This window comes from Microlunatus phosphovorus NM-1 (assembly GCF_000270245.1).
Taxonomy (GTDB): domain Bacteria; phylum Actinomycetota; class Actinomycetes; order Propionibacteriales; family Propionibacteriaceae; genus Microlunatus; species Microlunatus phosphovorus.
In genome coordinates this window covers 2034245-2046454 of the sequence record NC_015635.1, presented here as the reverse complement: position 1 = coordinate 2046454, position 12210 = coordinate 2034245, and the positions used below count along the sequence as shown (strand labels likewise).

At 67.8% G+C, this 12210-nt stretch carries 9 protein-coding genes; 2 read left to right on the top strand and 7 right to left on the bottom strand.

The window, feature by feature from the left end; translation table 11 throughout:
- Nucleotides 1-25 precede the first annotated feature (25 nt).
- From MLP_RS09265 to MLP_RS09235, 6 genes are all read right to left on the bottom strand, one after another.
- A complete protein-coding gene (locus tag MLP_RS09265; RefSeq protein WP_041789917.1) occupies nt 26-2068 on the bottom strand; it encodes a hypothetical protein in 2043 nt (680 codons plus the stop codon).
- A gap of 161 nt (nt 2069-2229) precedes the next feature.
- Nucleotides 2230-2745: an SRPBCC family protein gene (locus tag MLP_RS09260; RefSeq protein WP_013862798.1), complete on the bottom strand. Its 516-nt coding sequence runs from the start codon at nt 2743-2745 to the stop codon at nt 2230-2232.
- 327 nt (nt 2746-3072) lie between these two features.
- Nucleotides 3073-3846, bottom strand: a complete 774-nt coding sequence (locus MLP_RS09250; RefSeq protein WP_013862796.1) for a dienelactone hydrolase family protein — start codon at nt 3844-3846, stop codon at nt 3073-3075.
- A 7-nt stretch (nt 3847-3853) separates the two neighbouring features.
- Complete coding sequence (locus MLP_RS09245) at nt 3854-4282, bottom strand: hypothetical protein (RefSeq protein ID WP_049804508.1); 429 nt, start codon at nt 4280-4282, stop codon at nt 3854-3856.
- A 79-nt stretch (nt 4283-4361) separates the two neighbouring features.
- Nucleotides 4362-7220, bottom strand: a complete 2859-nt coding sequence (locus MLP_RS09240; RefSeq protein WP_013862794.1) for a helix-turn-helix transcriptional regulator — start codon at nt 7218-7220, stop codon at nt 4362-4364.
- Between the two features lie 233 nt (nt 7221-7453).
- On the bottom strand, nt 7454-7666 hold the full coding sequence (locus MLP_RS09235; RefSeq protein WP_013862793.1) for a hypothetical protein: 213 nt from the start codon (nt 7664-7666) through the stop codon (nt 7454-7456).
- A 548-nt stretch (nt 7667-8214) separates the two neighbouring features.
- On the opposite strand from MLP_RS09235, the gene MLP_RS09230 reads away from it, so the two are divergent.
- Entirely contained in the window at nt 8215-11019 is a 2805-nt protein-coding gene (locus MLP_RS09230; protein WP_013862792.1) for a helix-turn-helix transcriptional regulator, read from the top strand.
- Between the two features lie 52 nt (nt 11020-11071).
- Nucleotides 11072-11512: a VOC family protein gene (locus MLP_RS09225; protein WP_013862791.1), complete on the top strand. Its 441-nt coding sequence runs from the start codon at nt 11072-11074 to the stop codon at nt 11510-11512.
- 128 nt (nt 11513-11640) lie between these two features.
- Here the strand turns inward: MLP_RS09225 and MLP_RS09220 are convergent, their stop codons facing one another.
- Entirely contained in the window at nt 11641-12105 is a 465-nt protein-coding gene (locus tag MLP_RS09220) for an SRPBCC family protein (protein ID WP_013862790.1), read from the bottom strand.
- Nucleotides 12106-12210: the final 105 nt, after the last annotated feature.

The window sequence follows — 12210 nt, the reverse complement described above, 5'->3', positions numbered from 1 at the left end:
GACGTCCAGGGTCGGCAGCTGCTGTTCACCTGAGCTGCAATGCGGCTGCCGCGATACCGGCGGCTTCGGCTGTCACCGTCTCCAGCGGGCGCCCGTCCGCGACTCCCCGCAACACCAGGGTCAGTGCCTGCAGCCGGTCGGGCCACGCGATCGCCTGCAGATCCAGCACCGCCTGAGCACCGAATCCGAGCTGTCCGATCTGCCAGGACATCAGCGCTCGCAACGAGGTGAAACGGCTCGCCTGCCACAGCCGGTACGCCGAACCGGTCGCCGTACCGACCACCCGGGAGTCACGTGCGTGGGCGCGATGGAGAAGCTCGAGATACGTCGAGAGCTGCTCCCGTTCCTCCGCCGGTTCGGGCAGTCCCCGACCGGCGGCCTCGGCCGCCGATGGGGCGGGAGCCAGTTCGACGAGCGAGCGGCCTGCCTCTCCGGGTAGCACCGCTCGCACGATCGCGGGCCGGATCTGGTCGGTCGTCAGGTCGTAGAGCCCTCGGGCGTTGACGGTGTCGGAACGCCGCAGCGGTCGGGTCGCCATCGCTGCGCGTCCCACGGTGAGGTCGGCGGTGAACGCCAGCCAGCCTTCGGCCAGTGCCTTGTCGGAGATGAAGGCGCTGGCCGTGATCGTCGACACGTTTCCGGGTGTCAGCCAGATGTCATTGGGGAGCACAGGAATTCCGTGGGGCGGCAGGTCGATCAGCGGACGATCGAGCCGCTGTGCCGTCTCCGACTCCGGCGGTGTGCCGTCGGCGATCTCGCGGAGCTGGTTGAGCAAGCTCTGGAATCGCACGTGCTCCGGGCGGATCATCAGCTCGATCCGCCTCGACAACGGCATCGGCAACCGGCGCAACAGGTCCTCCGCCACGTCACCGAATGCCAGATCTGCTACCTCCAGCGGCGCCCGCATCACCGGTCGTCGCCAGCCACTGACGACCGCGGGATCGCGGTCCGCTGCTCGGCGCAGCAGTTCCGCCAGGTCCTCCCGACTGATCAGCTCGTCGAGGTCATCGGCCGACGGCAGCGGGATGGATTGCACCCGGGCCTGATAGCCGCCGTCGGCACGCCGGTCGACCCTGCTCAGTCGGACCACCCCGATCGCCTCGTACGTGATCGCCTTGGTCTCCGGATCGGAGCCGCGCGCTCGTACGAGGAGACCGGCCGCCCCGTTGACCGCCCTCCCCGCCCACACCGCGTACCGATGCCGGGAAACCACCGGCCACGCGGCGGCGGGCGGTGTGGTCGTGGTTCGATCGCCGATGACGAGGTTGACATCCTCGTTGAAGTGCACGGGTATCGGGTCGCCCAGTTCCGCAACCGCCAAGACGTCGGCTGCAATAACCCGCGTCAGGTCAGCCACGCTGGCGGGCGGATTGTCGTCCGGTTCTGGGCGCTCCCCGGGGAGAAACCGGAGTGACTCGGGTAGCTGGGCCATGGCCGTGTTCTCCGGATCCACTCGCCACGGGTCGGCGTCCTGGCCGGACAGAAAGGTCAGCTGCAGGTTGGTGGTGTCTCGACCGATCTTCACCAACACCACGTCCCACGGCCTCCCATTGGCCGCGAAGGTCTTGGCGCGGAGATTCCAGAACAGCTCGTCGTGCTCCGGTGCGGCAGTTGGCACTGGCGGTCCCGATTCGCTGTACCGGAAGGCCATGACCTTGACGAAGCCATCCGAGACGTCGGCCACCATCGAGTAGGTGTCCCAATCCGGCTTGCTCAACTGCGGCAGACTCCGAATCTCGATCGCGACCTCCCGCACGAACGTGGCTATGGCGGCCCTGGGGACATTTCTGTCCGCCGTCGCCTCGTTGAACAACTCGCGGAAGGTTGCCTCGTCCACATCGGGATCGACCACCAGCCAGGTTCGGGTGTTGTTTCCCTGATAGATCGTTCCGAGGTTCTGCGCGACCAACTCCCCCGCGCGGTTCTCGTCGAACAAGAGGACGATCCGGCCGTCTTTGACCATTCCGCACATGACGCCATCAACGATCAGGCTGTCACCGATGGAGACGGCACCGTCTTGACGTAGTGCATTCCATACCAACTGCTGGTAGAGGGGCAGGTGGTCCATCCGCTCATCATCGCAATCCGGCAGGTCACTTCCCACCGCAGTTCAACGGACCAGGAGTCCGCGTCCTGGCGCGGTTTCCGCTCGTGCAGCAAGCGACCGGCCGCCACAACTCTCCCGGAGCAGTGGTAGTCGTCTCGTCCCGCAGCCCGACGCAGTGGTCCTCAGCCACACTCGTCCGGGTCCTCGTGTGCCGGTCGAGACTCAGCGAGTTCGGCGAGCCGGTCCAGGCTGCGGGGCATGGAACGCCTCATCCGCCGCGGATAGCCAGGGAGCCAGATCGTCAGCAGGGGCAGTGAGGCCCGGCCCCAGATGTAGCTGTGCCGGACCAGTGTGCCGTCGGAATCGGGGACGAGTTCGTAGCGCCACCACTGACCGCCGACGACCTTGCGGCCGCGGAGGAGCCCGATCGTCTCCCAGGCGATGAGCCGGTCGGGCGCGTACTCGACCACCGTGCTCTGGCTGCGGTAGGCCATGCCCAGCTGCGACATCGACATGGTGAACCGATCGCCCGGACCGAGCTGGCTGGGACCATCTGGTTCGCCGCGGAGCATGCCGGAGCCATCGATTTCCAGGTGCGTCGCTGGATCGCGCAGGATGACGAAGAGGATCGACGCGGGCGCGCGGACCAGTCTCTCGACGGTCACCGTCCTTCGGTCGATCGTGGGTGCGGAGGTCATATGGCCGCCTCTCCGGGATTCTTCTGTGATCGTGACCTAACACGCGGCAATGTGGATGCCGAGGGTTCCGCCGAAGTCGTCGTGATTACGCTCATCGCTTCCTGCTCTTCTCGGTGCCACCGGTGGTCTGGCGAGCGGTCTGGCGCGTCTGGTCCCTGGGATCTCGGCCTGCTCGTTGACCACGAAGAGCCTCGAGAAGGGCGTCGGCGGTCCGATTGCGTCGAGGCGGTGATGGTAGATAGGCGCCGACATAGCGGACCGGCTGCGGCGTGATGGCCAGCGCGGTCACATCAGGTCGCTCGGTGAGAGCGAGTGCTGGCACCAGGGCTACGCACACTCCGGCGCCACACCGGCGAGCTCCGGCACGCCGAGTTGTCGCAGGAAGAAGCGGGTATCGATCCGATCCGTCGGCATGTGGAAATGTGATCCCGGAAATGCGTGCAACGTCTTCTCCTCTGAGGCAAACACGTCGAACAGCACCAAGCCAGACTCGCGATCGAGCTCGGGGTCATCCCACGGAAGCAGGAACTCGATCGGGATCGTAACCCTGCGCGCCGCCTCCAGCACAGCCTCGTAGACGAACACACCACCGAAGATCGCCGCACGAATGCGTGGTTCGGCCGCCGCAAGCGGGATTCCGATCGCACTCGCAATCGTCATGCCGGAGTATCCGATCGGGGCTTCGGCGCCGATCTCGGGGAGCGACTGCAAAGCGTCGATCGTTATCCGCCACTCCGGCACAGCACGCTCGGCCAGCGAAGTGTTGAACGGGGCAATGATCGGACTGAGCGGCTCATTCTGCGCCCGGGCGAGCAACATGGCGTCGACCCACAGTTGATCCTGCTGTGAGCGAGGGCGATCGCCGTGACCAGGCGCGTCGATCGCCGCCGCGTGGAATCCGTCGCGCACGACCGCTTGCCTGGCGAGCGCGACCAGGCCCGGTGACCGCTTGTGCAGGCCACCTCCGTGGCCCATGAGCAGAAGCGGCGCGCCGGGAGCTGCGTGCTCCGGCGACCAGAAGACGCCGGGGATCTCGCCGATGGCGAAACTGCGGTCGACGACGCCGTCCGATGACGTCTCTGTGGTGAAGGTCAGATCCATGGTGGTGTTACTCCGTTCCTGGGAAGTGGGCACGGGTTCTCGGGAGGTTGACGAGGATCGCCGCCCCGAGCACAAGTGCGCCGCACAAGCCCTGCTCGAGCCGTACCCAGTCCGGCAGGAACCCGGGAATGGAGACCACCACGACGACGGCGGTAACGACGATAGGGGTGAGGATCCGCACCCGTAACCAGGAACGGCGCGAGCCTCGTGCGGCGCGGACGGCGAACAGCAACAGGACGATCGAGCTTCCGAGTACGAGGGAGCAGCGGGTCCACACCGTGCTGTCGATCGCCCATTTGGTCGCGGACAGCACGATGAGCGCGGCCTCCATGACGGCGCTGACCACGAGAAACCCGGCGAGCAACATGAGTACGGGGCGAAAGACGGTACGGTGCGCGACGGCAGCCCCTGGACTGGAAGAGTGTGTATCGGTCACGGCTCCAGCGTGCGATCGCGGCGGCCGGCGGACATCCGCCAGATGGCCGATTCGGCACTGGGAATGACTCGGCCGACGGCTAGCCTGCCTCCCGCCGGCGAGCGACTTGGGCGGCCAGCTGGGCACGAGAGGACAAGCCCACCTTGGCGAACACGTGCGCCAAGTGAGTCTGCACGGTCCGTCGGGAGATGAACAGCCGCTCCCCGATCTGCGGATTGGACAGCCCATCGGCAACCAGGACGACCACCGTCCGTTCGGTGGGCGTCAGGCTCTGCCAGCCGAACCGCGGGCGGTTTCGGGGGCCCCGCACGCCTCGCCGGACACCGGCACGGCGCAGAACCGCGTTCGCCCGGGCAAGGTCGCGCTCCGCGTCGATCCCCTCATAGATGGCGATCGCTCGATCGAGCAGCGGCAACGCGCGCTCCGAATCTCCCTGCTTGACGAAGGCGGTCGCGGCGTCCTCGGACGCCAGCGCAAGCTCCAGCGGCCGGGTTGCAGCGGCATAGGCGTCGGCGGCGGCAGCCAGTGTCTCGGCATCGTTGTCCGCCAGCCCTTGGCACCGCAGTGCCGCACCCCGCAACCAAGCCACGTCGTTGCGCGACGACACGTCGGCAACTGCCGCAGCAACCCGCCGGGCCAGGCCGATGTCACCCTCGGCCACAGCCAACCGGACGAGATCGGGCCCCATGACCGGATACTCTGCGACGATTCCCGAGCGCGCGTTCTCCTGCAGTGGTGTGATCAGGGTCTCCAGCGCCTGGGCGGTCTGGCCCGAAGCCTCCTGCAGCAAGGCTTGCGGCCAGACCGCCCAACGAGCGAATTGGGCGCCGCGCCTCTGGAGATCCTGGTTGGCGGCCTGCTCCGCGGCAGCGGCCCGGTTCAGGTCGTCGCGGTGGAAGCTGATCAGCGCCACGATGGCATTGGCGAGATTCACGGTGTAGTTCTCCTCGCCCAGTTCCCCGGCGAGGGCCAGGCAGGATTCCAGCTCGGCCAGGGCGTCATCCCACTGGCCGGCGAGGAAGCGCTCCAAACCGAGGATCACCTCGAAGGTGGGCAGCGGCCAGCGGGCGCCGCGCTCCTCATTGAGCCGCCGGCCCGCCTGCAGCGTAGACCTGGCCTCCTCAAGCCGGTCCAACTCGATCAGGATGTAGCCGCAGGAGACCTGGACGGGGTACTGGCGTCCATGCCTGGCCAGACTGTCCTCGGCCCGCTGCAGCGCGTCCTCGGCCGAGTTCAGCGCGTCATCGAGTTGGCCGCGGGACGCGGAGACGATGGCCAGTGTGGTTCTGGCGATACTGGCGGAGAACGGGTCGTCTGCCGCCAGGGCGGCGGAGGATGCCTGCGCGGCCGCGGTGGCCGCGCCGTCCAGGTCTCCTATCGATAGCCGGGCGAATCCTGCAAACGCCCGAGCGGCGACACGTTCAGCCTCGGTGACCAGCGGCGATTCCGCCACCAGTTCCATCTCGGCCAGCCCGTCGCGGAGGCGGCCCTGGGCGAGCAGCGCCCGTCCCAGACACATTCGGGCAGCACCCTCGACGGCCGGGTCGTGCCGTCGGCCCAGCAGCTGGCGACTGATCATCTCCGCGTCTGTGACGCGCCCGACCAGCATGACGCTGCCGGCGTACTCGATCAGCAGCCGATCGCGGCGTGGATCGTCTGGTTGCATGATCATGATCACCCGGTCCAGCAGGCTGGCGGCGGCGGCCGGCGATCCCGGGGCCGCTTCTCGTGCGGCCCTGATCAGCCACTCGATGGCTTGGCCATCGCCCTCGTCCGCTCCGCGGGCGAAGTGCTCGGCAACCCGGAGAACGGGTGCTCCCGACTGCGCCAACCGTACTGCGACCTCCCGGTGCATCCCGCGGCGGACGCTGGCCGGAAGACCCTCGTAGATGCTGTCTCGGATCAGGTCATGGCGGAAGCGCAGTTGTGCGCCATCGTCCTCGAGGACGCGGGACCGGACCGCCTCGATCAGCGCAGGGGCGAGTCCGATGGCCGGACGTCCCGAGATGAGGGCCAGGTCGGTGAGGGAGAAGACGGATCCCAGTATCGATGCGGCCCGAAGCACCTGCAGCGTGTTCTCGGACAGGAAGCTGAGCCGCCGTAAGATCGTCAGTCGCAGCGTCTGCGGCAAGGTCGCCTCGGCTACTTCGGCCCGACCTTCCGAGACCTGAATGGCACCCTCGTGCTGCAGCGCGGCCAGCAGTTCGGTGACGAACAGCGGATTGCCCGCCGCCCCCGAGATCTCGGTCAGCAGATCAGGCCCGGGCTCGGCGGACAGTATCTCCGACACCAGTTCGCCGACCGCCCCTGCGGGCAGCGGCGGCAAAGTGAGGTGCCGAGCGCCGGCCGCTTGCAGGGCGTGGACCGCGCCATCCAGTTCCGCGGTGCGAGGAGCCGGCCGGAAACACCCGATGATCGCCACCGGGAGGTCGGCCACGCGCCGGCCCATCGCGGCAAGCGTCACCAGACTGGACGGGTCTGCCCACTGCAGGTCATCGGCGCCGACCACGACAGGCCCGGACAGGGCCAGCACCTCCAGCAGATCACCGAAGGCGTCAACCACCCGGAACTGCAACCCTGGATCGCTGGTCACCGTGACCGGTCCCTCACCAGCGCGGCCGGCCGAAGCCGACAACAGTCCCGCGATCGCGGCCCGACGCGGATCCCCGCAACCCTGGTGGCAACCGAATGCGCCTGCCAACAGGCCGAACGGACGTGCCTGATCCAGTTCATCCGCGCATCCCGCGACCACCTGCATGCCACGGGAAGCCGCATCGGCCAGCGTCTCTTCGAGCAGGCGCGTCTTGCCGATCCCGGCCTCGCCCTCGATCAGGATGATCGCCTGACCGCCACTGGCGACCCGGTCCAGAGCCCCGCGCAGGACCTCCGTCTGCGTCCCGCGTCCGCGCAGCCGCGGTGACCGCGCAGGCACGCCCACGACGGTGATACTACGTCGACTTCGGCGGCGGTCGTGGTGCGTACCCCTCGTGCTCATCGAAACGGTGGTCGGCCCCACCGGCATTCGCCGCCCTTGCTCGGTCGGGGGCGTTGGGCCTCAGTGGCTGAGCAAGGCGACGAGCTCGACCATCGCCCTCGACCGCACCGGCGGTCGAGGCGCAGTAGGCGTCGCGGCGCCGAGGGCGAGGACTCGGCAAGACCCCGAACGCGGGATCACGCCGCTGAGTCAGCGGGTACCGCCGTGTTCGACGCGGCGATGACCCCAACCGGGGCAGCCAATGCTCCCAGCACGGCCAAGGCGGCGACCAACCAGGCCGGCACCTCGTACTGGGGAAGGGCTGTGAACGCGGCCATCGCGGCGGTGCTGGCCAGTGACAGCAGGCCGTACACCATGTAGATGAGCCGGCGTGCTGACGGCGGCAGCATGTTAAGTACGCTGGAAGGCTGCATGACATCTCCTTTGTCGCATGCCCAATGTCGGCGAGCCCTACGCCGGCTGAGGTTCAGCCTCGGGACTCATTGAGCGGACCCCCGACAAACCGGCCTGATACGACCGTGCAGCAACCAAGCACCGAGCCACCCTCTCGCCCGTATTTGCCTCACCTACGACCTCCAGGTAGCCGCCCCTGCGCAGACCACGGCTCAGTCCGTCACGGGAAGTAGGGATGGTCGTCGACCACCGCCACTACGCCGGACACAGCACCTACGCAGGGGCGTGTCGGACACGCCGGCGCAGTGCTCCCCCGCATGTTGGCCGACCGGATCGGACTGACGAACGGGTTGTGGGCGGTGGTGGCCCGGCGCGGATTCACACTGCCGCGGTGTGTGTCAAGCGATCCCAGTCGGGGCCCTGAAACATGGACGCAAGACCAGGGTCTCTCACTGGTGCGAAGTCACCCATCCAGTGTGACCATCTCGGGTATGGGTACCGCGATGGCTACTCTGGACGCATCGGCTGGGCAGAGGGGCGGACAATGGGCGCCGGTGACCACGCTCTGACCGGCAGAGCTGAGAGGTTCACCGACCCGACCCACGACTTGATCGGTCGGCGCCGCGAGTGCGCGCACCTCGCTGAACTCGTGTCGGTCGCCCGTGATGGACACAGCCAGGCGTTGGTGCTGGAGGGCGACCCCGGTATCGGCAAGACGGCCCTGCTCGACTTCCTCAAGGTGGCGGCCGCGGGGTGCCTGGTCATCGATGTTGCGGGTGTGGAGTCGGAGATGGAGCTTGCTTACGCGGGGCTTCACCAGATTTGCATCCCGTTGCTCGATGGTCTCGATCGCGTCCCTGCTCCGCAGCGCGACGCCCTTCGTACGGCCTTGGGCGTCACCACCGGCGATGTCCCGGACCGCTTCTTGGTCGGGTTGGCGGTGCTCGGCCTGCTTTCCGAAGCGGCGGAGCAGCGGCCGGTGATCTGCCTGATCGATGACGTTCAGTGGCTGGACCGTGCCTCGGTGCAGACCGTGGGGTTCGTGGCCCGACGGCTCGGCGCCGAGGCTGTTGGCATCGTGCTGGCTCAACGCACGTCGGACGACGACCCCGACCTTGGCCGGCTCCCGCACCTTGCGATCGGCGGGTTGTCTGATGTCGACGCCCAGAACCTGTTGTCCTCGCTGGCAACCGGGCCGCTGGACGAACGGGTACGAGACCGGATCGTCGCAGAGACCCGAGGAAATCCGCTGGCAGTGTTGGAGTTGACGCGTGGGCTGACACCGGATCAGGTCGCCGGCGGGTTCGGCCTGTCCAGGCTCGGGGCCGTGTCCGGTCGGGTCGAGGAGAGCTTTCGGCGTCGGCTCGCAGCATTGCCTGCGGCAACGCGCCGCCTGCTGGTGGTTGTGGCCGCCGAACCGGGTCAGGACGCGGCACTGATCTGGCGAGCTGCGAGGCGACTGGGGCTGACGCCCGAAGACGCCGAGCCTGCGTCGTCAGCCGGATTGGTGGACTTCGGCGGTCAGGTTCGGTTCAGCCATCCCCTGGTCCGATCGACGACCTACCGGTCCGCTCAACCGGAGGAACGCAGAGCCGCCCATCGGGCCCTGGCGGACGCCACCGATCCGGCAACAGATCCTGAGCGGCGAGCCTGGCACCGCGCCCATGCTGCGCCTGGTCTCGACGAGGACGTGGCCGCCGAGCTCGCGCACTCCGCCGAGCGAGCCCAGGCACGAGGTGGCATTGCCGCCGCTGCCGCCTTCCGAGAGCGCGCGGCAGAACTCACTCCCGACCCGAGACTGCGAGGTGAGCGCGCGGTCGAGGCTGCTCGAGCGAAGTTTCGGGCGGGAGCGCCCGCACGGGCTCTGCGCCTGCTGGCGATGGCCGACGCGGCGCCGGCCGACGAGCGGACCCGGGCGCGGGCGGAGCTGGTCCGGGCGCAGGTCTCGAGCCGCCTTGAACCCGGGCAGGGTGCGCCACTGCTCGCCGCCGCGCGGCGTCTCGAGTCGATCGAACCCGAACTCGCCCGGGAGACCTACCGGGACGCCTTCTATGCTGCCCATGTCGCGGGTCGGCTCGGTCAGCCAACCGCGCTGCACGAAGTCGCGGTAGCAGCGCGCAGTGCTACCGACGTCCTCCGATCGCCGAACGTCTTCGATCCGATCTTGGGAGGGCTGGCGAAGGTCCTCGTCGAGGGCTACGCCACCGGCGCACCGGTGCTGCAGCGGGCGGTGGCTGCCATCCGGGACACCGATGTGTCGAGCGAGACCGCGTTCTCATGGCTACCCCTGGCCTGCCGGGTCGCAATCGACCTATGGGACGACGAAAGCGTCGGAGATCTCTCCACCCGCATGATCACGCTTGCCCGTGCCAAGGGGGCCCTCAGTGTGTTGCCCACCGCGCTGACGCTCGGCACGGGATACCAGGTCTACGCCGGTGATCTATCGGCTGCCGCCGGGTTCGCCGACGAGTGTGAGGCGATCGGCGAAGCGACAGCCATTTCCAAGCCGCCGTACGGGCCGCTGGCGGTCGCGGCTTGGCGAGGACTCGAGGAGCGGGTTACCTCGATCATCGACCAGGCAACTCCCGAGGCACTCGCCCGAGGCGAGGGACAATGGCTCACAGCGACCGGCTGGGCCACGGCAGTGCTCAACAACGCGTTGGGCCGCTACGACCGCGCACTGGTGGCAGCCGAGTCCGGCAGCGAGCACCCGAGTGAACTCGGAATTGCGAACTGGGCGATAGCCGAGCTCATCGAAGCGGCTGCCCGTGGCGGTGTCCCCGACCGAGCGAACGCCGCGATGGGTCGCCTGTCCGAGATCGCGGCGGGGTGCCGCACGGACTGGGCCTGCGGAGTCGAAGCGCGTTCGCTGGCGATGCTCACCGAGGGTGAGCCGGCAGAACCGAAATATCGCGAAGCGATCGAGCGGCTCAGCCGTACGCGGCTGTGTACCGAGCTCGCCCGCGCTCACCTCGTGTATGGCGAGTGGCTGAGACGCGAGGGTCGCCGGGTCGACGCTCGAACGCAGCTACGACTGGCCCACGACGCCTTCACCGACATCGGAGCGGACGCCTTCGGGGCGCGCGCCAGACGCGAGTTGCTGGCCACCGGTGAGACCGTCCGAAAACGATCAGGAACCGACGCGCAACTGACTGCGCAGGAATCGCAGATCGTCCGGCTCGCGATTCGTGGTGACACGAACCCCGAGATCGGCACGCAGTTGTTCATCAGCCCACGCACCGTGGAGTGGCACCTGCGGAAGGTCTTCGCGAAGCTCGGAGTCAGTTCACGCAAAGAGCTTCGCGGCGTCGCGAATAGGGGCAGAGCACCGTGGGCCGGTCAGCTCTGACCCATGCGACCCCATCGGCCTATCTCACGTCAGAAAGGACGCACCCGTGAGGATGCACCTCGAGATCATCGTCGTGCCAGTCGGCGATGTCGATCGCGCGAAGATCTTCTACCAGCAGCTGGGGTGGCTCGTGGACGCAGATGCCACCACAGACGACCTCCGTGTCGTCCAGATGACGCCCCCAGGGTCTGAATGCTCGATCATCTTCGGTTCCGGCGTCACGGCCGCGCCACCGGGGAGTGCACAAGGACTGCACCTGACCGTCGTCGACATCGAGGCGGCCAGGGCCGAGCTGATCGCCGATGGTGCGCAGGTGAGCGAGATCTTCCACGACGCGTCCGGCTTCTTCCACGGCCACGGCACGGCTGGGCGGGTACCAGGGCTGGACCCGCAACGGCGCAGCTACTCCTCCTTCGCGTCCTTCAGCGATCCCGACGGCAACGGTTGGCTGCTCCAGGAGGTCACCTCCGGGCGAATGGCCGAACCTCGCTGACGGCGACGGGATGCGCGACGTGAGCAGAGGCGACGCAGACGCAGATGAGGCTGCCGGCCACGAGGTCGAAGAAGATCTCGAACATCGTCACCCGGTCACCCTCGCGGGTTGCGACCCGGCGGGACCGTTCAGACATCGTCGCGGCGCGTCAGCTCGTGACGAGCCTCAACTGCCTCAGCCGTTGCGCTCAAAGCCCTGGTGAGTACGCCCTTGCCCGCAGTGCCCAGTAGGAACCCGATCAGCCGACCTCTGAGGTTCTTGCCCTCACGCACTACCACGACGTCGATCGTGGTGGTCTCGTCGTCCTCCGGGGTGAGGGTGTAGGTGTGACCCGAGCGGCCGCCCCAGATGTTGGAGTCGGTGGTCGTCATCACGACGCGGTGCGGATCGGACCAGTCGTACGAGAGTCGCTCCCAGACGCCGCCGGATCCCTCGGTGACGTCGGCCCGACCCGGCCCCTGCTCGTGCACCTGCAGGTAGTCATCGGCGCTGTTGGGGAACAGCGTCGACCGGCCCGGTCCGAAGTCGGTGAGGGCGGCGAGGACCTGCTCCGGACTCGCGGAGGTTGTCGCATGCAGATGGATGGTGGACATGGTTTCTCCTTTGACGGTTTCTAGCGTGCTTGACGGTTTCTGGTGCGCTCTCAGCCTCACTGGTCGAGGTCGCGGGCGAGCCTGTGCGTGACCCTGGTGTTCCCC

What these genes read in the sequence shown, in the direction of transcription:
- MLP_RS09235 (WP_013862793.1), bottom strand. Translation starts at nt 7,666, where the DNA reads ATGCTGCCGCCGTCAGCACGCCGGCTCATCTACATGGTGTACGGCCTG.
- MLP_RS09265 (WP_041789917.1), bottom strand. Translation starts at nt 2,068, where the DNA reads ATGGACCACCTGCCCCTCTACCAGCAGTTGGTATGGAATGCACTACGT.
- MLP_RS09220 (WP_013862790.1), bottom strand. Translation starts at nt 12,105, where the DNA reads ATGTCCACCATCCATCTGCATGCGACAACCTCCGCGAGTCCGGAGCAG.
- MLP_RS09230 (WP_013862792.1), top strand. Translation starts at nt 8,215, where the DNA reads ATGGGCGCCGGTGACCACGCTCTGACCGGCAGAGCTGAGAGGTTCACC.
- MLP_RS09250 (WP_013862796.1), bottom strand. Translation starts at nt 3,846, where the DNA reads ATGGATCTGACCTTCACCACAGAGACGTCATCGGACGGCGTCGTCGAC.
- MLP_RS09260 (WP_013862798.1), bottom strand. Translation starts at nt 2,745, where the DNA reads ATGACCTCCGCACCCACGATCGACCGAAGGACGGTGACCGTCGAGAGA.
- MLP_RS09225 (WP_013862791.1), top strand. Translation starts at nt 11,072, where the DNA reads ATGCACCTCGAGATCATCGTCGTGCCAGTCGGCGATGTCGATCGCGCG.